Source organism: Flavobacterium sp. LK-23, from assembly GCF_058135255.1.
Genome location: NZ_JBYUVT010000002.1, coordinates 216,968 through 240,113, shown reverse-complemented (window position 1 = coordinate 240,113; position 23,146 = coordinate 216,968). Strand labels below are relative to the sequence as shown.

Below are 23,146 nucleotides of genomic sequence, written 5' to 3'. Positions count from 1 at the left end.
AACATGTATCTTTAATCTCTATACATACAAAACTTGGACACGTTTTGCATTCCTGTGGAGATTTACATAATTTAACAAAGAAAAAAAAATAGATGGAACCATTATCAATTACTGTAATAGCATATGTATCTATTAAATTTGTTGATCAATTTATTAAGGAAGAAGGGTACGGAAGATTTAGGAGATTTATATTTCCAACAAAAAGCTATCAAAATAAGCTGGTTGAAATAATATATGAAACCATAAAGGAATTTGAGTCAGAAAAATCAATTGAAACTAACTCTAATAAATTTCCTTTTTATCATTCGCAAATTTTGTTTAGTGAGCTAAACAAGTATACTCTATTCACGAATTCACAGGCAGATTATAATTCGGTCATTAAATTATTAGAAACTAATTCTAATATTATAATTCCTAGTACAATTGACTTGGTTTTGTTTTATGAAATATTTATAAAAAAAATTAAAAGTGACAATAAGCTTAAGAAGCTGTTTATTGAAGAAAATTATAAGTCTAAGATTTTTGATTTAGGAGAAGGAATCAATAGAATAGAGAGTAAAATTGAAACTATAAGTTCCACGATTGAAGCTCTCCGCTCTGAATTGACTTTTCAGCCTGATGAGAAATGGTTCATCCAACAATGCAAATCATCTATTGTCGACCTTGGCAAAAGGTATACGCCTGAAATAAATGTAAAACTTGAAGTATCAGAAATCTTCGAAGGGCTGGGAAGAACCGAAGACTTTAAAAGAAAAGTGACAAAGCAGTTTGATGAGTTTCTTATAAAAGGTAAAAAAGTTTTAAAGAATAAACTTGAAATTAAGGAAAGTCTTGAGAGTTTAGAAAATACCTTTGATGACTTATATACGTTGTTTCATAATACTGATTTCTTGGGAACTACTCCAATTCCAGTAAATGAGTTTGAAGGCTTGCATGATATAGCTTATAGTTCCGTTCAACAAATTTATAACTATTACATTTCTGAAGAACGTAAAGTACAAAAAGAAAAAAATGATTACCAATATTATCATAAGTACGCTTCTGAATTAAGAAACATTAGAGAATTTGAGCAAGAGCTCTCTTCTTTTCAACGTTTGCTTCATAGTTCTTCGATCGATCTTGCAAATAATCCTTTTTTACTACTAGATGGTGAAGCTGGTATTGGGAAATCTCATTTGATTGGAGATATAATTTCAAGAAGAATTGATAAAGGACACGAGAGTATTTTTCTTCTCGGACAACATTTCGTTACAGAAGAAGACCCATGGACGCAAATTTTTAAAAGACTTCAAATTAATTCTAAAGCTGAAGATTTTCTAAAAAAAATAAATCATCGAGCTGAAGAGTCAGGAAAGAGAATAGTTCTTTTTATTGACGCTATCAATGAAGGGAAAGGTAATTACTTCTGGAATGAGTATGTAAAAAGCTTTATTAATGAGATAAAAAAATACAATTGGCTAGGGCTTGTATTGACGGTAAGAACTTCATACAAAAAATTAATTTTTCCTGAGGAAGAAAGATCTAATCTGGGTATAATAGAACATCAACACTATGGTTTTAGGAATAGTGAATATGAAGCAAGCAAATTATTTTTTGATAATTATAAAATTGAATTGCCTAATGTACCATTACTACATCCCGAGTTTCAAAATCCACTCTTCTTAAAACTATTTTGTGATGGAATTAACAAAGCTGGATTAACACGTATTCCTGATGGTCTTCAGGGAATTTCCTCAATTATCAACTTTTTTGTAAAAAACGTAAATATTGTTTTATCAAAGCCAAAGAGAGTTGGATACTCAGATAGCTTGAACCTTGTGCAGAAATCTATTTATGCTTTAATTAAATGCAAAGTTGACAATCAGCTTAGATATATTCCATATGAATTAGCTTATCAAGTGGTTAACGAGTCCATTTCAAGTTTTATTGATAAAAAAGGTTTTATAGATGAACTAATTACCGAAGCTGTACTATCAAAGAATCTTTTTTGGAAAGAAGATAATAATTATGAGGAAGGAGTTTATTTAGCATATGAGAGATTTGAAGACCACCTAACTGTTCAATATTTACTTGAACAATTTCCTGATTTAGAGAAAGAGTTCAAAGAAGACGGTAAATTCTATAATTTAGTACGAGGTGAAAATGAAATTTACAGATATAAAGGATTAATTGAAGCTTTTTCAATTCAGGTTCCTGAGAAAAACGGATATGAATTTTATACTCTTATTCCAGAGCTTAAAGATAAATATCCGGTAGTCGAATCTTTTGTTCAAAGTTTACTTTGGCGAAAGTTCGATACCATCAATGAAGAATCAGAAGAATATGTAAATAAATATGTTTTTTCTTATGATGGTACTCACGATCTTTTTTGGGAAACTATTCTTGCAGCAACGGGAATTCCAAATCATTATTTTAATGCTCATTTTCTACATAACTATTTAATTAATTCCTCTCTTGCTGAGAGAGATGCGAACTGGACACAAGCTCTTAAATACAAATATACAAATGAATCATCTGTAAAAAGACTCATTGATTGGTCATGGAATCAAACAGATAAATCGCACATTTCTGACGAATCCATATTACTCAGTTGTATCACTTTGACATGGTTTCATACTTCTACTAATAGAAAACTAAGGGATTGTTCTACTAAAGCTTTGGTCTCTTTACTGGAAGAAAGACTTGATATATTGGTGCAACTTTTAAAACTATTTGAACAAGTTAACGATCCTTTTGTCTATGAACGACTATTTGCTGTTGCTTATGGATGTGTAATAAGAACAAATCAAAAAGAAAAAATTAAAGAAGTAAGTGAGCATATTTTCGAAACTGTATTTAATGATATAAAAGGTGTAATTCCGCACATATTATTAAGAGATTATGCTAGAGGAATAATTGAATATGCCAATTATCTTGGTATAGAATTAAGTTTTGAATTATCAAAGGTTCGCCCTCCGTATTTTAGTAATTGGCCAGAATCAATTCCATCATTGGAAGATTTAAAGGAAAAATATGATAATGAAAAATATTATCATATATGGAGCTCTGTTATGGGTTTTGGTGATTTTTCAAGATATACAATTGGTACAAATAGTAATTTTTCTGATTGGTCAGGTTGCAAAATAGGGGAAACTCCTATCGATAGAAGACAAGTCTACAAACATTTTAAAAGTAAATTAAATTCAGAGCAACTGGAGTTATTGAAGAAACTTAATCCTATAATAACTGAAGATCCTAAAGATGATTTTATGATAGGAGATGGTAAAATTAAGTTTAAAATTGCTGTTGGTCGAAAAACAGAAGAGGAATTAGAGGAATTTAGAAATGACTTTAAAAAGTTAATACATGGTGAATTGTTGGCGGAATATGAGGATGAAGTAGAACCGTTTTTAGATCATAATCATAAGATTATAAATACTGCAGAATATTTTGATTTAAGGATTGCTCAAAGATTAATCCTAACAAGGGTTATAGAACTGGGCTGGAATCCTGATTTGCATCTTTCGTTTGATAAAAAAATTGGCACTGGTAGAGGAAGAAGTACAACTCCCCATGAAAGAATTGGAAAAAAATATCAATGGATTGCATATTATGAATATATGGCCTTGTTATCTGATAATTTTATAAAACGTGAAAGATGGGGAGGTAAGAAAGAAAAACCATATGAGGGACCTTGGGATCCATATGATAGAGATATTGATCCGACAATGTTAATTAGTGAAACCGGAAGCTACGATGATGAACAGTCACAAGAATTTTGGTGGGTTAACAACAAAATATTTGACTGGAATTGTACAAATGAAAACTGGGTAAATGACTCAGCTACCTTGCCTGCTATGGAAGATATCATCCAACTGAAAGATGATAACAACGAAGAATGGCTAATATTGGAAGGTTATCCCTCGTGGTCAGAACCCAAAAAAATTGGTGAAGAAAAATGGGATCAGCCTCATAAAGAGCTTTGGTGTCATATTAGAAGTTATCTAGTTAAGGAAGATGATTACACTTCATTTAAAGATTGGGCAATTCAGCAGGATTTTTCAGGAAGGTGGATGCCTGAAAGCGGCGATAGATACGAAATGTTTAGTAGGGAATACTATTGGTCACCAGCTCAGAATCATTTTATGAGTGAATATTATGGAGGAGGTGAATGGAGTGAAGTTTACGACAAGGAGTCAGGAGATTATATAGCAGAGGTAAATGTTACAGCTATATCATTTTTATGGGAAGCAGAATTTGACAATTCTAAAGAGCATGTAATTAGCTTTTTAAAACCAAGCACAATAATATATAATGGTATGGAATTAAATTACAGCAAAAGAGAGGGAGAATTTATTAATGATAATAACGAAATACAATGCTTTGCGGCAAACGTTTACAATGACTCAAAGTCGTACTTGCTTGTTCGAAAGGATTCTTTTTTGAAGTTTTTGAGGGATAATAATTTGAAAATTGTCTGGACGATACTAGGGGAAAAACAAGTAATTGGCGGCCGTTCTTTCGAAAATGAACATCCTGGAAGATTAGAAATTAGTGGAACATATTATTTTGAAAATTCAATTTTAACAGGTAAGTTGCAAACAAGAATTAGTTAGACAATTGGGTCAATATGACTAAATGGGAAAATATGGTTTATAAATTCGAACAAAGTTTAAAATGATTGGCTTTCAGAAAAGAAATATCTCGTTTCGTGAAATAAAATAATTGTTTTGTTCCATATTTGTACCATTTATGTGTAATGTGTTGTTAATCAGATGTGGTTATTTTTGAAGAAGTAAAATAATTCTTTAGTATTAAGTAATTAGTACAAAGTATTAAGATAGAAAACCGAGTCAGAAATGACTCGGTTTTTTTTTGTTTTGCGTTTAGAGTTAAACCCGACAGGTTTTTGAAACCTGTCGGGTTTGCTGTAAAGGAAATGATTGCGATTTTTTACTTTGAATGCTTTAGTTTATGAAATAGATTTTTTTTGCGCTAAGTTAAACCCGACAGGTTTTTGAAACCTGTCGGGTTTGCGATACGTTATAAATTAAGAAATTCTTCAATTGAAGTAAAATTTTGTCTTTTATTGTGAACAGATTTTAAATTGTCAAGGTTTTCAAATAGTGAGATCACTTTTTCACGTTTTAGTTTAGTTTGTTTTTCAGAAACACAAGTTAAATAAGAACTCCATGGGTATTCTATTGGATGTTCGCAAAAACCATGATTTACGGGATTGTAATGAATGTATTTTATAACAGAACACAAATAGGATTCATTATTAATTAATTTTCTTTTAAAAGGTCTTTCAAATAAAGCGCCATGCCTATTGCAACTTTTATTAATTGCTTTTGTGTATGCATTAAATAAATTTCCAAAAGATTGATAAGTAGGAATTATCTTTTTGATTTTAAACTCTTTTTGGCTTTTCAAAACTTCTTCGAAAGTTTTAATTTTTACCAATAAATGAAAATGATTTTTTAAGAGACACCAAGCAAGTGTTTCTGCAATTGGATCAATATGTTTAGTGTAAAGCATTAGAAAATATTCATGATTTCTATTTTCTTTAAATAGATTTTCGCCATTAATACCACGATTATAGATATGGTAATATTTTCCAGGTTCAAGATTTTCGGTTTTTTGCATGTGTAGTGTCGTCAAGAGACCCGACAGGTTTTTGAAACCTGTTGGGTTTAATTTAATGTAAAAGTAGTAAAAAGATTACTTTTTAAATATAAAATCATTCGATTAAATCTTTCGGAGCAAACTGATAATTGTCATTTCCTGTTCGGATTCTTTTTCGTAATATTACTATTGTAAATTTTCATGGATGAGAAAGATCAAATACAAGAAAGGACGTAAGTTGCAACACATTACTTTAGAGTATACTGGCACCCACAAAGAGCACGAAACAGAAATGCAGCTTTTTGTTTATAATGATAATGATGTTGTTGAATATGATAAGTTTACAGTTCTTGCCCTTAATTCTTGTTTTGATTATACTAAAAACAATTGGCTCAATATTCATGGTTTAAACGATATTAATCTGATAAAAACTATTGGAGCGCATTTTAAGCTTGACGATTTTCTTTTAGCCGATATTTTAAATACAACCAAAAGAACCAAGTTAGAAGAACAGCAAAATGTTCTGTTCTTTAATATAAAATCACTTTTGCCTTCTGAGTATTCTGATAATATCAGTGTCGAACAGATTAGTTTTATTCTGAAAGACGGAATTTTAATTTCCTTTCAAGAAAAACGAAGTGATTTCTTTACCCATATTCGCGAGCGCTTACGTACGCATGCAGGAATTGTTAGAACCAAAAAGGTAGATTATCTCTTGTATTTGCTTTTAGACGCTGTAATGGAGAATTTCTACATTACATTGGAAGACGAAGAAGATAAAATAGAAGAATTAATCAATTTGACCAAAAAAGATGCAAAGCCAGTTATTTTAGAAAAAATTGAAAATCACCGCGATAATTTAAATTTCTTAAAACGCTCCATTATACCGCTTCGGGATTCTTTGTTTTATCTAAAAACGATTAAAGATGATGACGAATCAAACGGTTTAATTCAAAAAGAAACATTTAATTTCTTTATCAGACTTCATCAAAAGAGTCTAGAGCTTTTAGAGCAGATAGAATCTGACATGAGCGCACTGGAAAGTGCCTCAAACTTTTATTTCTCGGAACAAAGCCGAAAAATGAACGAAATCATGAAAACGCTGACGATTATTTCAGCAATCTTTATTCCGCTTACTTTTATAGTTGGAGTGTACGGAATGAACTTTGAAAACATGCCAGAACTTAAAACCCAAAATGGCTATTTTGTTGTCATGGGAATTATGTTCTTGCTCGTAGTCGCCCTGATCATTTATTTCAAAAAAAGACGCTGGTTTTAACATTTGTTGCAAGCCAGAGAAATAGTATTTATGTAATTTTGTTATTTAGAATAAATATAAATAATTATGAGTAAAGCAATATATATAGCCACTAGCGACCATAACAGTGGTAAATCAATTATTACGCTCGGTTTAATGAGTATCTTAATTGGTAAAACGGCTAAAGTAGGGTATTTTAGACCTATAATCGAAGATTTTGTGGATGGTGAGGTAGATAATCATATCGAAACTGTTTTGTCGTATTTTAACCTTGATATTGCGTTTGACGATGCGTATGCTATCACCAAAAGCAGATTGATTAAGAAAAAGAATAAAGGTAAGATAGGAGAGGTTCTAGATTTAATTATTGAGAAATATAAGAAGCTGGAAGAACGATTTGACTTTGTTTTAGTTGAAGGAACTAGCTTTACAGGCGAGGGAACTTCTATCGAATTGGACTTAAATGTTTTGATTGCCAAAAACCTCGGAATTCCAACCATAATTGTTGGTTCGGGAGTTGGTAAAACCTTAGAAGAACTTTTAGATAGTTTATATCTGGTTTATGATTCTTTTAAAATAAAAGAGGTTGAAGTATTATCCGTTTTTGCCAATAAAGTACAGCCAGAAAATATAGAATTGGTTACTACTAGTTTACAAAAAAGTTTGCCTTCAAATGTTTTGATTAATACAATTCCGCTTATTTCGAGTTTGAATAATCCGACCATGCAGGAAATCGTACACGAATTGAATGCTAAAGTGCTATTTGGAGAAAATTATTTGAATAATGAAATTGGACATTATAGTGTAGGAGCAATGCAATTACATAATTATCTGGTTCATTTGCATGACAATGCGCTAGTTATTACTCCAGGAGACCGTTCTGATATTATCTTAGGAGCTTTACAAGCAAATGAATCTGCAAATTACCCAACTATTTCAGGAATTATTCTGACAGGAAATATTGTTCCAGAAGAAAGTATTTTAAAGCTTATAGAAGGACTTTCTCCTATTGTCCCAATTATTGCTGTTGATGGCGGAACTTATCATATCACCAATAAAATAGGTTCGATTAAATCGGAGATTTATGCTAACAACACGCATAAGATAGAAACATCGATTAACACTTTTGAAAAGTACGTTCAAATTGAAGCGCTATCGCAAAGAGTAATCACTTTCCAACCTGAAGGAATGACTCCAAAAATGTTTCAATATAACATGGTTAAAAGAGCAAAACAGCATAGAAAACATATTGTTTTGCCAGAAGGAAATGATGACCGAATTATTGCTGCAGCTTCAAGATTATTAGATATGGATGTGGTTGATATTTCTATTATTGGGGATAAAAAACAAATTGAAAGCAAAGTTGCAGAACTTGGACTTACATTTGATTTTTCTAAAGTAAACATCATCAATCCAATCGAATCTGAAATGTATGAGGATTATGCTAATACGTACTATGAGCTAAGAAAGGCGAAAAACGTAAGCATTACAATGGCAAGAGATTTAATGGAAGATGTTTCGTATTTTGGAACTATGATGGTGTACAAAGGACAGGCAGACGGAATGGTTTCTGGTGCGGCACACACAACGCAGCATACCATTTTACCAGCACTGCAATTCATTAAAACCAAACCGAATTCATCTGTAGTTTCTTCTGTATTTTTCATGTGCTTAGAAGATCGAGTTTCTGTTTTTGGAGATTGCGCTATTAATCCAAACCCAACAGCAGAACAATTGGCAGAAATTGCAATTTCTTCTGCAGAATCAAGTTTAGCTTTCGGAATTGAACCAAAAATTGCGATGCTTTCTTATTCTTCTGGATCATCTGGAAAAGGGGATGAAGTAGACAAAGTGAGAGCGGCTACGGCAATCGTAAAAGAAAAAAGACCAGACTTAAAAATCGAAGGGCCAATTCAATACGATGCTGCGGTGGATTTAACTGTAGGAAAAAGCAAAATGCCAGATTCAGAAGTAGCAGGGCAAGCTAGCGTATTAATTTTCCCTGATTTAAATACAGGAAATAATACGTATAAAGCCGTTCAAAGAGAAACTGGAGCATTGGCAATTGGTCCAATGTTACAAGGCTTAAATAAACCCGTAAATGACTTAAGTCGCGGTTGTACTGTAGACGATATTATTAATACGGTAGTTATTACAGCGATCCAAGCGCAGGGAATGTAAAAACAATAAAAAAATAATAATAAACTAAAACGCTTAGAATCTTAGCTTCTTAGAACCTTAGCAACTTAAAAAGAATGAAAATACTAATAATAAACTCAGGAAGTTCTTCAATTAAATACCAATTAATGGTAATGCCAGAAAACGAAGTAATCTGTTCTGGAATGATTGATAGAATTGGTTTAGAAACTTCAAATATAACTTTTAAAACAGCAACAGCTTCAATCGAAGAAACGCTTCCAATTCCGAATCATAAAGTAGGTTTGCAAAAAGTAGCCAATATGCTTTTGGATGCTGAAAAAGGAGTTATTAAATCAACTTCAGAAATTTCGGCAGTGGGACATCGTGTTGTGCATGGTGGAAGCGATTTTAGTGCAACAGTAAAAATCGATGAGAAAGTTAAAGAAAAGATCAAACAACTTTTTGAGTTGGCGCCTTTGCATAATCCAGCAAATTTAGAAGGAATTAATGTAGCAGAAGAGATTTTCAGTTCAGCAGAGCAAATTGCTGTTTTTGATACCGCTTTTCATCAGACTATGCCAGAAGTAGCGTATAAATATGCTATTCCAAATTATCTTTTGACAGAAAATAAAGTCCGTGTCTATGGTTTTCATGGAACGAGCCATAAATATGTGTCTGAAAAAGCCATTAATTATTTAAAAGATAATTCTAAAATAATTACGATTCATTTAGGAAATGGCTGCAGTATGGCCGCTGTTAAAAATGGAAAATGCATTGACACTTCAATGGGGTTTTCTCCTTCAAATGGTTTAATCATGGGGACTCGTGCTGGAGATATTGATCAGTCTGTGGTCTTTTATATGATTAAAAATTTAGGATATACGCCAGATGAAGTAAATGCTGTTTTACTGAAACAAAGCGGTATGCTTGGTCTTACAGGCTACAGTGATTTGCGTGATATTGAAGCTGAAGCCGAAAAAGGAAACAAAGATTGCCAGTTGGCATTACATATGAATGCTTATAGAATCAGAAAGACGATTGGTGCTTACGCAGCAGCTCTAAACGGATTGGATGCCATCGTATTTACAGCAGGAATTGGCGAGAATTCATCTTACATGCGTAATTTGATTTGTACAGACATGAATTATTTTGGAATTGAAATTGACACAGCAAAAAATCAAATTCGTTCGAAAGAATTAAGAGAAATAAATTCAGAAAATGCTACTACAAAAGTTTTAGTTGTTCCAACAGATGAAGAGTATGAAATTGCTAATCAGGTTTTTCAATTATTGGAAAATTAAAATTTAAAAATGGAGAATAAACTATTTGAGCTTGAAAAGCAACTTGAAGATTATTCTGGATATTGTCAATTGGACATCGACAGTGGTTTGTTGTTTCCTGAAAATTTCAGACAAATTTATAAATATAAAATTTTTGGAGACAATCTACTTTCAATCCCAGCAAATTTAATTATTGATGGTGATGATGATGAATTTGAAAAGCCATTTAGTTTTTTAAACACATCAGAAGAATTAGATGTTTTTGAAAAAGAGTTTAGATCTGAAATTTCAGACCATTTTATTCAAATAGGTCATTTATATAATTGTACAGAACTTGTACTGTTAAATAAGATAAAAAATACAGTGCATGTTTTTCATGTTTCTGATATTGCAGATAAAGACTGGTTGAATTATAAATTAGAAAACGGGATTTGTAATTTGGATGAATTTGTAAATAGTATTAGACCACATACAGTTTGTTGTTTAATCAATCCGAAAGATTATTCTGAATGGGATATATTTGAAATTAGGAATGAAACAGAATTAAAAACTGAAACAGAATTGATAGAATTTAAAGATAAAAAAACTGTCAATGAAGAATATTTTAAAGAAGTGAAAAAATCTTTAGAAAAAGGATTTGATATTAATTACGCCCCTCAATCAGTACTTCTTAATTTAAAAAAATGATTTTATCTAAATAGTAAAAAAAACTCCTCAAGCTTGAGGAGTTTTTTTTGGCCTAAAAATTAAATATTTGTGAGTATCTTTGAAGTTAAAAACGAATACTTTGAAATCGATACTTTTTAAATCAGTTATCTTCTTTTTCATCGCTTTACAACTTCAAGCACAAGAATTACTTCCCTTTGTCGAAAATTACAGCAAATCAGATTATCAGGGTGATAATCAGATTTGGAATGTGGCACAAGGAAATGATAATGCGATGTATTTTGCCAATAATCACTACTTGCTTCGTTACGACGGAGTAAAATGGGAAAAATATACACTTCCGAACAAAACGATCATTCGATCTATCCTGATTGAAGGAGATAAAATCTATTCTGGTTCTTATAAAGAATTTGGCTATTGGTATAGAAAAGAAGGAACAATGCACTATGTTTCTATTACCAAAAACCTCAGATTATTTGATGAGAAGGACAACGAGGAAATATGGAAAATATTCAGATTTAATGGTTCTCTTTATTTTCAGTCTTTTAATGATGTTTTTATTTATAATGGAAAAACAATTAAGAAAATTAAATTTCCTTTTCTTATTTCTTATTGTTTTGGTGTAGATAAAGATTTATATGTTGCTTCAGTTAGAGACGGAATCTTTAAAATGAATGGTAAATACATTGCCAATCCAAAAGGATGGAATGTTTTGAAAAATACTGTTGTTCATGCCATAGAAAAGTATAAAAACCAGACTTACATCTTTACACAGAAAAAAGGAGTTTTTATTGTAGAAAAAAATGGATTAAGAAGTTGGGATCATCCCATAAATGAAGTTTTAAAATCGGCTACAATTAATGTGGCAAAATTTGTCAAAAATGAAAAATTAATTATCGGAACTGGAAATCGTGGAATTTTCATTTTAGATTTAAAAACCAATTCATTCAAAAATATTGAACGCAATAATGTTTTAATGAATAATTCGGTTTTAAGTTTAGGATTGGATAAAGAAAATGATTTGTGGGTTGGTTTAGATAATGGTATTGCGCACGTTGAGGTTAATTCTCCTATTTCTTTCTTTTATGATAATTCTGGACTTTTAGGATCAGTTTATGCAGTTGCTTCAATTAATAAAGGCTATTTAATTGCTTCCAATCATGGAATTTTTGAATATAGTGCTGGAAAGTTTACTATGATGCCTAATACGCAAGGGCAGGGCTGGAATATTTCTCTCATTGACGGAAAATATATCATAGGTCATAATGATGGTACTTTTTCGTATGAAAATAATACGCTGAGCAAGATAAATGGCGTTAGCGGAGGTTGGAATATGTCTAAGAGCAGTATTAATGACACTTATTTTCAATCGACTTATAGCGGTATTCTAGTTTATGACGATCCCTCAAACATGTCTCATTATAAAATCATAAAAGATCTTGCAAAACCTATAAAATATGTAGCTCAAAATAAAAAAAATGAAATTTGGGCTGCAGATAATTATCGCGGTTTGTATCGTGTTTTGCTAGATGATAATTACAACACGCTAAAAGTTGAAAATGTCACACAGCAGAGTAAAATACAAAACGATTTTGGGATAAAGATTTTTGAGTTTAGAAAAGAAATACTTTTCTTAATTAATAATTCTTGGTATACCTACAATTCGATAGCTGGTAAATTGGAAGAAAATGAATTGTTTAATACAAGTTTTAAAAATGTAACAGATATTGTTTCCATAGACGATGATCATTTTATGGTTCTGCAAAACGGGATCTTATATCATATTTATACAGAAGGAAACAAGTTTGTGTGGAATATTATTCAGGAGAAATATTATAAAGGAAAATTAATCAATGAGAATTTAAGGATTTTCAAGAAAGATAATTATTATCTGTTTAATCTCGATGACGGATTTGTTTCACTGAAACTCGAATATGAAAACAAACAAAATTCTGGAGTAAAAATTGAAGCATTTAGTAATGATCTTTTAGTTCCGAGTGAAGAGAAAGTTAAATTCAATACTGAATTAAAGATTAACGTTATTTCTGGAATTTATGGTGCTAGCAGACCAAATTTGTTTTATAAACTTGATAAGGAAAAAGAATTTATCTCTATTTCAGATGGATTAATCGTTTTGAACAATTTAAGCAGTGGTGATCATACAGTAGAAATATTCAAACACGATGGATCAACTTATGATAAAGTTTCTTCTTATAAATTTAAAGTTGCAGAGCCGTGGTATTTTTCTTTTTGGATGATTCTGTTATATCTTCTTGTTGTTGGAGCCGTTTTATTTTTCTATTATAAATGGAATAAACTTCGCTATATGCAAAAATTAAAATTGCAGGCTGAAGAATTAAAACATCAGAGAGAAATTCTTGAGATGGAGTTGAAGAAAGAAAATGAACTTAATATTCAAGAATATGAAAAACATATCTTGGAATTAGAATTGCAAGCAAAATCTTCAGAAGTAGCGGGTAAATCTTTATCAATTGCCAAACAAACAGAAATGATTGATAAAATTCAAGGTATTTTGGAAACCGAAAAAGATTTTGGCAAACTTAAAAATGAAATTAGAAAAGCAATTAAGATCAATGAAGTGAATAAGCACGAATGGGAAACTTTTGAAACCAATCTGAATCAAATTCACAATGAGTTTATTATTAACCTTTCTAAAAAATATCCACAATTAACTCCAAAGGATATAAAACTGTGTGTTTATCTAAAAATGAACCTGTCTTCTAAAGAAATTGCTCCTATGATGAATATCTCTTTTAGAGGTGTAGAATTACATAGATATCGTCTTAGAAAGAAGTTAAACCTTACTCAGGACGAAAACCTGTCTAAGTTTTTATTAACTCTGTAAGATTTGGTTTTGTTTTTTACAGAATTTATATTTTTCCATATCATTTTTTATATAATTGCGATACATCATTACTACATCATAATGTTATGTTAAACGAATTTCTTTAACATTTATAATATTGATAATCATTGTTGTAGGGTAAAATTTTAACATAATGATGTAGCTATGTTGTAGTGGTGTTTGATGTACTACAACGTTGTAATTGCTTAATTTGGCTCTACTAACTTAAACGATTACGTACTGTATGAAAAATTTTATTTTTAGCTTTTTAGCGCTCTTGCTGCTGCCTACCTATATGATGGGGCAAGCTCAAGCAATTAAAGGAAAAGTAGTAGACAGTAATGGAATGGGAATTCCAGGAGCAATTATCGCTTCAGCTGATGCTAGAGCAACTGCAGATGCAGATTTCGACGGAAACTTTACAATTAATGCAAAACCTGGAGATATTTTAAAGATCTCTATGTTGGGTTTTGATTCGGTTTCTGTACCGGCTACTTCCGCACCAATGACAATAACCTTAAAAGAAGCGGGTGATACTGCTTTAAAAGAAGTAGTTGTAATTGGATACGGTACAAGAAAGAAAATTGATAATACTTCGGCTGTAAGCTCAATTAAGTCCGAAGAGATTACCAAAATGAAAGTAATAAATGCTTCTCAAGCTATTCAAGGTAAAGCTGCAGGGGTGCAAGTTGCTACTTCAGACGCACCAGGAAGTACACCTTCTATTGTTATTAGAGGGGTTGGTACTGCATTAGGAGGAAGAAATCCATTGTATGTTGTGGATGGTATGCCTACTGATAACATTAATAATATCAACTCAAATGATATTACTTCTTATGAGGTTTTAAAAGATGCTTCTGCACTTGCCATTTATGGAACAAGAGGTGCAAATGGGGTAATCATGATTACTACTAAAACAGGTAAAGGAAAACTTACTGTAGATATTGATAGCTATGCTGGTTTTAGATCTCCTCTAAAGAAAGTGAAAATGGCAAATGCTGACCAATATATTCAGTATAATAATGCAGCGTTTATTAGTCAGTTTCCTGCTGGAAGATTTTCTCAAAATCAACCGTATAATACAAATTGGTTTGATGAAATAACAAGAACAGGAGTTTACACTCAAAATAACGTATCGCTTTCTGGATCAGGAGAAAATATTAAATATTTCTTTAGTGTTGGTAATTACGAAGAAGAGGGTATCTTAAAAGGAACTGAATACGGGCGTACTACTTTTAGAAGTAACAATGAGTACAAAATTTCGGAGAAACTTAAAATTAGCCAAAATTTCAGTGTTAGTTCTATAAAAAATACTCCACAGCCAATGTCTGCATTCACATCTGCTTACAGACAATCGCCTTTAGTTCCAGTACGTTATCCTAATGGGAAATATGGTGTGCCATTTATACAAAATGGAGTTATTTCTCAAACGGGAGATTCTTTTAACTCAGTTGGAAACCCTGTTGTTGCCTTAGATTATAACAACGAGCAACAAAAAACAGTTACACTTCAAGGTGGATTAAGATTAGATTGGGACATCATGAAATCATTGAAGTTTACCTCTCAATTTAATGGAGAATATTTTACTTATAAACAATATAATTTCGTTGATAATTTAGGTCTTTGGTTAGCAGCTGATCCGAGCAGAGTAGAATCTGCATATGACAAAAAGAGTTTGAATACAAACACTTTGACAAGAAACACTGATGATTATTTCAACTGGAATTTATCGAACTATTTTACATATAATAAAGTTTTTGCGGAAATTCATGATGTTGAAGTTACTGCAGGTATCGAGGCTAACGTAATTGGAACTAGATCAAAAACTACTGCAGATATTAGAAACGTAAATCCAAATAGTAACTATTGGGGACTTGATGGTATTAATTACGCACAAAATGGAGGTGTAACTACATATAAAGCTGTAAATGATAATCAAGCTCGATTAGCATCATATTTTGCACGTTTTCAATATAAATTATTGGACAGATATTTATTAACAGGTACTGTAAGACGTGACGGATCTTCAAATTACTCTAGCGACTACCGTTGGGGAACATTCCCATCAGTAGGTATTGGATGGATTGTAACAAAAGAAAGCTTCTTATCTGATATTAAAAATTTAGATTTATTAAAAGTTAGAGGTTCTTGGGGTAAATTAGGAAACCAAAAAGTGCCATTAAACATTCAGTCATTTACATCTGGAGTAGATTATAATGGAGGTTCTGGAACAACTATTAATTCGCAAATTGATCCAAGTTTATCATGGGAAATTGTAGAAGAAGCTTCTGCAGGTATAGATGTTGAATTGTTTAATAGCAGATTGAAAGGATCTTTTGATGTTTACAGTAAAAACACTAACAATGCTATTTTAAATGTTACGCCTTATTCAACTTCAGGAATCACTGTAGAATCTCCAACACACGTAGGTGAGGTATCTAATAAAGGATACGAAATTGCTTTACGTTGGGATGATAAAATCACAGATAACTTAAGTTACTGGGTAGGAGGAAATTTCTCTCATAACAAAAATGAATTAGCTAGTTTGAAAAATGTAAGACTTGCAACAATTAATGGTGGTTCATTAGGAAATGGTCAAGTAACAAAAATACTTGATAATACATCAGTAGGACAGCCTTTAGGTAGTTTCTATATGTACGAATATGCAGGTGTTGATCCAGCAAACGGACAGATGTTGTACTATACAGCAGACGGAAATAAGGTAGCTCAAGGTGCTTTAGATCAAACTAAAGACAGAAAATATGTTGGTTCAGTTTTACCAACTTCTACTTACGGGGTTACTTTAGGATTAAATTACAAAAATGTTGATTTCTCTGTAGACGGATACGGAACAGGTGGAGCCAAAGTATATAATGGAAAAAAAGCGCAGCGTTTTTATGGAGAAAATGTAGAAACGTCTTTACTTAATGACATGTGGACACCTACAAATACATCAGGATCTAATCCAGCTCCATTTAATCAGGTTCCAGTAGCATCAACTTATTATTTAGAATCTGGAGATTTTTTCAGAATCAATAATATCACATTAGGATATAAACTTCCATTAAAAGAAGAAGGTTTTATTAACTATTGTAGAATCTACGTAAATGCTATGAATCCTTTCATTAGCCAAAAATTTTCAGGATTCTCACCTGAGGTTTTAGGAGATGGTGAATTAGTTAAAGGTACTCAAGGAGTAGAGTTAGATGCTTATCCAGCATTGAAAACATTTGTAGTTGGTGCAAACTTAAAATTTTAATATCATGAAACGATTATATATATCACTTTTTATACTTTCTGGTTTGTTTGTATCTGGATGTTCAGATGAATTTTTGGAAGTAGATCAGACAAAAAATATTCCAGCAGATCCTGCTTTAGTGGATAGCGATGCAGGGGCTACATCAATGGTTGATGCAGTTTATAATATATTTTTATCTTGGGACATGTCTTCTTTTGCTTGGAACGGGGTAAGCAGTATTATGACTGACGACGCAGATAAAGGTTCAGATCCAGGAGATACTGGTACAGATAAAGATGTTCTAGACGCTTTAACTTTCAATTCTTCTACACCATCTTTTAGTAGTATCTGGAATTATAATTATGCAGGAATCAACAGAGCTAATCAAGCATTAGCAATGTTTCCAAAGCTTAAGCAAGTATCTCCAGCTTTAAAAACAAGATTAGAAGGAGAAGCTAAGTTTTTAAGAGCTTTTATGTACTTTACTTTAGTTAAAGGATATGGAGGAGTTCCAATTGTTGACCGTTTGCCAATTCCTGGAAATGAAGAAGACAGACTTATGCAGTTAACTCGTAAAACTCCAGCTGAAGTTTATGCTTTTATCGAAAAAGACTTAAATGACGCGATTGAAGCTTTGCCATTAAAATCGTCTTATAGCGGGACTGACGTTGCACGTGCTTCTAAAGGAGCTGCTTATGCTTTGTTAGCTAAGGTTAATTTATACCAAAAAAACTGGCAAAAAGTAATTGACAATTGCAATCAAGTAACAGGTTATTCTTTAGTTTCTGACTATTCTTTACAATACAAGAAAGAAGGAGAGTTTGGTCCAGAGTCAATTTTTGAAATTAATGGAATTGGAGGAACTTCTTCTCCAGGATATGGAATAGGAAATTATACTGTGTCTCAAGCGCCTAGAGGTGCTGGAGGATGGGGATGGGGTTTCAACACACCTTCTCAAGGACTTGCTGACGCATATGAAGCTGGAGATGTAAGAAGAGCTGCAACCATTATTTTTAGAGGTTCTGTTTTGTATGATGGTAGAGAGGTGGCATCTACTGTATCTAACCCAATGTACAATTATAAAGCATATTCATCAGCGTTTTACAATCAGGAATTTACAGACGTAAATCTTAGATATTTGAGATATGCTGAGGTAATTTTAATGAAGGCTGAGGCTTTAAATGAATTAGGACAAACTTCAGAAGCGATTCCTTTGATCAATCAAATTAGACATAGAGCGGGATTAGGTGATACTCCAGCAACTGGTCAGTCAGATGTTAGAAAAGCAATTTATAAAGAAAGAAGATTAGAATTTGCTTTTGAGCATGACAGATGGTTTGATCTTGTAAGAACAGGACAGGCAGAAGCAGCTATGAAAGCAGATGTTAGCGCTACTTTCCCTAACGGAAAAACTTTTATAGTGGGTAAACATGAGTTATATCCAATTCCAGCTTTAGTGGTTCAACAATCTGGAGGGGTAACAACACAAAACCCTGGTTATTAATCAAAATCTTAAAAATCACTTCCCTTTAGATTTTCTAGGGGAAGTGATTATTTATTAAAATCTTAAATTTTTATAATGGTTAGAATTTCAGTTTTATTTTTAGCTTTTACTTTTTTTAGTTGTGGATCCAATGCCGATAAGTCGAAAGAAAATGTACAGGAAAATACTTCTGGCGTTACTGCATTAACAGACGAGCAGCTTCTAGATGCTGTTCAAAAACAAACTTTTAAATACTTCTGGGACTATGCAGAACCAAATTCTGGATTAGCGAGAGAACGTTATCACCCTGACGGAGTTTATCCTGAAAATGATTCGAATATCGTTACAACAGGTGGTTCAGGTTTCGGATTAATGGCACTTGTTTCAGGAATGTCTCAAGGTTATATTACTAAAGAGCAAGGGGTAGAAAGACTTAACAAAATTGCAGATTTTTTAGGCAAAGCAGATCGTTTTCATGGAGCATGGTCTCATTGGATTGACGGAAATACAGGAAAAGTAAAACCTTTTGGAACCAAGGATAATGGTGGTGATTTAGTCGAAACTTCATTTTTGGTTGCAGGAATGATTACCGTTCGTGAATATCTTAAAGATGGTTCTGAAAAAGAAAAAGCGGTAGCACAAAAATTTGATGCACTTTGGAAAGGTGTTGACTGGCAATGGTACACAAATAATAAAAATGTTTTGTACTGGCACTGGTCTCCGAGCTATGCTTGGGAGATGAATTTTCCATTAGAAGGATATAACGAATGTCTTATTACTTACGTAATGGCAGCGTCTTCACCAACGCATGCAATCGCTGCGAAAGCCTATCACGAAGGATGGGCGAGAAGCGGTGGTATAGTTTCTTCAAAAACAAAATACAATATTCCACTTATTTTAAAGCATAATGGTGCAGAAGAATTTGGGGGTCCATTATTCTGGGCTCATTATTCTTATGTAGGTTTAGATCCAAATCAGTTAACAGATAAATATGCTAACTATTGGGATTTAAATGTTAATCAGACTAAAATTAACTACGAATATTGTGTTGAAAATCCGAAAAAAATTGCGGGTTATGGACCAGAATATTGGGGATTAACAGCATCATATTCAAGAAACCCTGACGGCTCTATTGGATACAATGCACATATGCCAAGTAACGATCAAGGTGTGATTTCGCCAACAGCGGCAATTAGCTCAATCGTTTATACGCCAAAAGAATCAATGACATTTATTCGCAATTTATATGAGAATCATAAAGATGAAACTTGGGGAAATGCAGGTTTTTATGATGCTCTTAGTTTAGGAAATAAATGGGTAGCGAAACGTTATTTGGCAATTGATCAAGGTCCAGAAGTTGTAATGATCGAAAATTACAGAACAGGATTATTGTGGAAATTGTTTATGAATGCACCAGAAGTAAAACAAGGCTTAACAAAACTTGGATTTAAATCTGGAAAATACGGAATTTAAGGTTCTATGAAAAATAAGTTAGCATTTATATTTCTGTTGTTTTCTATAGTTGTTTTTGGGCAGAGTGAAACAACTGGAAAAATCAATACAGTTATAATGTCTAAATATGAACTGGGATATGTTTTACATCGTCCAGCGAATGTTAAGGAGAAAAAACCATTGATTGTTTTTATTTCGGGAGATGGAGAAAAAGGAACCGATTTGGAGAAAGTAAAAATTAATGGTCCTTTAAAATATTTAAAAACACACCAATTAGACGCTTATGTTTTGGCTCCACAATGCAAAGAAGACGAAAATTGGGATATAGAATCAATTTATCAGCTGATTGTTAAAATTCAGAAAGAGAATAAAATCGATTCAGAAAGAATATATGTTACTGGTTTGAGCTCAGGAGGTTGGGCTTCTTGGAATTTGGCTTTTTCACATCCGGATCTATTTGCAGCAAATGTACCTGTCGCGGGTTTTGTAGATTTAATTCAGTTAGAACATGCTTGTGAAATAGCTAATATTCCAACCAGAATTTTCCACGGATTACAGGATAATGTGGTAAATGTAAATTATGCCATCACGATTTATAATGAATTGAAAAAATGTAACGCCAAAGATGTAAAGCTGACCATTTTTGATGATGCCAATCATGACAGCTGGACAAGAGTTTATGATAACAAAGAGATCTATGACTGGATGTTACAGCAAAGAAAAACGAATACAAACAAATAAATAGAATAGAATGAAATCACTTTGATTCAAACAAAAAATTGAACGAAGAAAAGTGATTCCATGTTCCGATTAAAAACAAATATTAAATACACATGAAAAACAAATTAGTCTTACTTTTTTTAGGATGCGCTGTTTTGGGTTATGCTCAAAAAAAGCCAGCTAAAAATACAGTGAAAATTAAACCAAAGTCTGAATTTGTGGCGGAGTTAATGTCAAAAATGACTTTAGACGAGAAATTGGGTCAGTTAAACTTGCCAACATCTGGTGATATTACCACTGGGCAAGCAAACAGCTCAAATGTGGCAAAAAATATTGCTGAAGGAAAAGTGGGTGGTTTGTTCAACATTAAATCAGTTCAAAAAATTAAAGAAGTGCAGAAAATTGCGGTTGAAAAAAGCCGTTTAAAAATTCCGTTGCTTTTTGGTATGGACGTTATTCACGGTTACGAAACAACATTCCCAATTCCGTTAGGATTATCTTGTACTTGGGATATGGGATTAATTGAAAGAAGTGCGCAAATTGCTGCAAAAGAAGCCAGTGCAGACGGTATCAACTGGACATTTTCTCCAATGGTTGATGTTTCTCGCGATCCAAGATGGGGAAGAGTTTCTGAAGGTTCAGGAGAAGATCCATACTTAGGAAGCCAGATTGCAAAAGCAATGGTGAATGGTTACCAACAGCATGACCTTTCAAAAAACAACTCAATTTTAGCTTGTGTTAAGCACTTTGCATTATATGGAGCTCCAGAAGGCGGACGTGATTACAACACTGTCGATATGAGCCACATTAGAATGTTTAATGACTATTTCCCTCCTTACAAAGCTGCAGTAGATGCTGGTGTAGGTTCGGTTATGGCATCTTTTAACGAAGTTGACGGAATTCCAGCAACAGGAAACAAATGGTTAATGACAGATGTTTTAAGAAAACAATGGGGTTTTAAAGGATTTGTAGTAACAGATTTTACTGGAATTCCTGAAATGATTGAGCACGGAATGGGAGATTTACAAGCAGTTTCTGCTCAATCTCTAAATGCAGGTGTTGAAATGGATATGGTTGGAGAAGGTTTCTTAGGAACTTTGAAAAAATCTTTAGACGAAGGAAAAGTAAAAATCGAAACAATCGATAATGCTGTAAAACTTATTCTAGAAGCAAAATACGACTTAGGATTATTCCAGGATCCGTATAAATATTGTGATGAGAAGAGAGCAAAAACAGAGATTTTTACAACAGATAGCAGAAAAGAAGCACGTGATATTGCTGCACAATCTTTAGTTTTATTAAAAAACCAAAACCAGCTTTTACCACTTAAAAAATCTGGAACAATTGGTTTAATCGGACCATTGGCAGATGCTAAAGAAAACATGCCAGGAACTTGGAGTGTGGCTACAAAAATGGAAAATGCCGTTTCATTATTGAGAGGTATTAAAGAAGTAGCGGGAGCTGGAACTAAAGTTTTATATGCAAAAGGAAGTAACTTAGATTATGATGAAACTTTTGAAACTAATGCTACAATGTTCGGTAAAACTTTACACCGTGATGCTCGTTCAAAAGAAGATTTATTGGCAGAAGCTTTAAAAGTAGCAGAGCAGTCAGATGTAATTGTAGCAGCTTTAGGAGAATCTGCAGAAATGAGCGGAGAATCTAGCAGCCGTACAAACTTAGAAATTCCACAAGCGCAAAAAGATTTATTAAATGCGTTATTAAAAACTGGAAAACCAGTTGTTTTAGTTTTATTTGACGGACGTCCGTTAGTAATTACAGACGAAGAAAAAACAGTTCCAGCAATTTTAAATGCTTGGTTTGCTGGTACAGAAGCTGGTTATGCAATTGCTGATGTGTTATTCGGAGATGTAAATCCTTCAGGAAAATTGACTTCAACTTTCCCAAGAAGCGTTGGACAGTTGCCAATTTATTATGCACACAAAAATACAGGAAGACCGCTTTCTAACACAGAAGGGAAATTCGAGAAATTCAGATCAAATTATATTGACGAAAGAAACGAGCCTTTATTCCCATTCGGATTTGGTTTAAGCTACACGACTTTTGATTATTCAAACTTGAAAATTTCTTCTGATAAAATGAATCCATCTGGAAAATTGAAAGTAACTGTTGATGTAACAAATACTGGAAATTTTGACGGAAAAGAAACAGTTCAATTATACATTAGAGATTTAGTTGGTTCAGTAACAAGACCAGTTAGAGAATTAAAAGGTTTCCAAAAAATAGCACTTAAAAAAGGTGAAAAACAAACAGTAAGTTTTGATATTACTGTTGAAGATTTAAAATTTTATAACTCTGATTTACAATTCGTAGCAGAGCCAGGGCAGTTTGATATTTTCGTTGGAGGAAATTCAAATGCCGATAAGAAAGTTAGTTTTGAGTTAACTAAATAGTTGGTTTATTTGATTAGTGAAAAGCC

Annotated in this window: 12 protein-coding genes; 11 read left to right on the top strand and 1 reads right to left on the bottom strand. The window is 32.5% G+C overall.

The genetic code is table 11. The annotated features are described in order from the left end of the window. The first annotated feature begins 92 nt into the window (after positions 1-92). Positions 93-4,595 (top strand): AVAST type 2 anti-phage system protein Avs2, encoded by a 4,503-nt coding sequence (avs2, locus tag AC3Y25_RS04485; RefSeq protein WP_489901886.1) that lies wholly within the window; start codon positions 93-95, stop codon positions 4,593-4,595. A 427-nt stretch (positions 4,596-5,022) separates the two neighbouring features. Here avs2 and AC3Y25_RS04480 read toward each other — a convergent pair whose 3' ends face one another. Next, a complete protein-coding gene (locus AC3Y25_RS04480) occupies positions 5,023-5,625 on the bottom strand; it encodes a transposase (protein WP_489901885.1) in 603 nt (200 codons plus the stop codon). Positions 5,626-5,809: 184 nt separating this feature from the next. On the opposite strand from AC3Y25_RS04480, the gene corA reads away from it, so the two are divergent. The 10 genes from corA (at position 5,810) to bglX (ending at position 23,120) form a co-directional block, all read left to right on the top strand. Further along, positions 5,810-6,883, top strand: coding sequence for a magnesium/cobalt transporter CorA (gene corA, locus AC3Y25_RS04475; RefSeq protein ID WP_489901884.1), 1,074 nt, complete (start codon positions 5,810-5,812; stop codon positions 6,881-6,883). Positions 6,884-6,949: 66 nt separating this feature from the next. Then, complete coding sequence (gene pta, locus AC3Y25_RS04470; protein WP_489901883.1) at positions 6,950-9,043, top strand: phosphate acetyltransferase; 2,094 nt, start codon at positions 6,950-6,952, stop codon at positions 9,041-9,043. A gap of 74 nt (positions 9,044-9,117) precedes the next feature. Beyond that, positions 9,118-10,302, top strand: a complete 1,185-nt coding sequence (locus tag AC3Y25_RS04465) for an acetate/propionate family kinase (RefSeq protein ID WP_489901882.1) — start codon at positions 9,118-9,120, stop codon at positions 10,300-10,302. Between the two features lie 9 nt (positions 10,303-10,311). Then, entirely contained in the window at positions 10,312-10,968 is a 657-nt protein-coding gene (locus AC3Y25_RS04460; RefSeq protein WP_489901881.1) for a hypothetical protein, read from the top strand. Between the two features lie 100 nt (positions 10,969-11,068). Beyond that, complete coding sequence (locus AC3Y25_RS04455; RefSeq protein WP_489901880.1) at positions 11,069-13,813, top strand: helix-turn-helix and ligand-binding sensor domain-containing protein; 2,745 nt, start codon at positions 11,069-11,071, stop codon at positions 13,811-13,813. 244 nt (positions 13,814-14,057) lie between these two features. Continuing rightward, positions 14,058-17,072, top strand: coding sequence for a SusC/RagA family TonB-linked outer membrane protein (locus tag AC3Y25_RS04450; RefSeq protein ID WP_489901879.1), 3,015 nt, complete (start codon positions 14,058-14,060; stop codon positions 17,070-17,072). A 4-nt stretch (positions 17,073-17,076) separates the two neighbouring features. Next, positions 17,077-18,555 carry a RagB/SusD family nutrient uptake outer membrane protein gene (locus AC3Y25_RS04445; RefSeq protein WP_489901878.1) on the top strand — a complete coding sequence of 493 codons (1,479 nt, stop codon included), beginning with the start codon at positions 17,077-17,079 and terminating at the stop codon, positions 18,553-18,555. A 75-nt stretch (positions 18,556-18,630) separates the two neighbouring features. Beyond that, positions 18,631-20,007 (top strand): glucoamylase family protein, encoded by a 1,377-nt coding sequence (locus tag AC3Y25_RS04440; protein WP_489901877.1) that lies wholly within the window; start codon positions 18,631-18,633, stop codon positions 20,005-20,007. Between the two features lie 6 nt (positions 20,008-20,013). Continuing rightward, positions 20,014-20,727: a carboxylesterase family protein gene (locus tag AC3Y25_RS04435; RefSeq protein WP_482501001.1), complete on the top strand. Its 714-nt coding sequence runs from the start codon at positions 20,014-20,016 to the stop codon at positions 20,725-20,727. Positions 20,728-20,819: 92 nt separating this feature from the next. After that, positions 20,820-23,120 (top strand): beta-glucosidase BglX, encoded by a 2,301-nt coding sequence (bglX, locus tag AC3Y25_RS04430; RefSeq protein WP_428238197.1) that lies wholly within the window; start codon positions 20,820-20,822, stop codon positions 23,118-23,120. Positions 23,121-23,146 lie beyond the last annotated feature (26 nt).

Coding starts and splice junctions, on each gene's coding strand:
- AC3Y25_RS04440 (WP_489901877.1), top strand. CDS start 18,631: ATGGTTAGAATTTCAGTTTTATTTTTAGCTTTTACTTTTTTTAGTTGT.
- AC3Y25_RS04480 (WP_489901885.1), bottom strand. CDS start 5,625: ATGCAAAAAACCGAAAATCTTGAACCTGGAAAATATTACCATATCTAT.
- AC3Y25_RS04445 (WP_489901878.1), top strand. CDS start 17,077: ATGAAACGATTATATATATCACTTTTTATACTTTCTGGTTTGTTTGTA.
- AC3Y25_RS04435 (WP_482501001.1), top strand. CDS start 20,014: ATGAAAAATAAGTTAGCATTTATATTTCTGTTGTTTTCTATAGTTGTT.
- AC3Y25_RS04460 (WP_489901881.1), top strand. CDS start 10,312: ATGGAGAATAAACTATTTGAGCTTGAAAAGCAACTTGAAGATTATTCT.
- avs2 (WP_489901886.1), top strand. CDS start 93: ATGGAACCATTATCAATTACTGTAATAGCATATGTATCTATTAAATTT.
- bglX (WP_428238197.1), top strand. CDS start 20,820: ATGAAAAACAAATTAGTCTTACTTTTTTTAGGATGCGCTGTTTTGGGT.
- AC3Y25_RS04450 (WP_489901879.1), top strand. CDS start 14,058: ATGAAAAATTTTATTTTTAGCTTTTTAGCGCTCTTGCTGCTGCCTACC.
- AC3Y25_RS04465 (WP_489901882.1), top strand. CDS start 9,118: ATGAAAATACTAATAATAAACTCAGGAAGTTCTTCAATTAAATACCAA.
- corA (WP_489901884.1), top strand. CDS start 5,810: ATGAGAAAGATCAAATACAAGAAAGGACGTAAGTTGCAACACATTACT.
- pta (WP_489901883.1), top strand. CDS start 6,950: ATGAGTAAAGCAATATATATAGCCACTAGCGACCATAACAGTGGTAAA.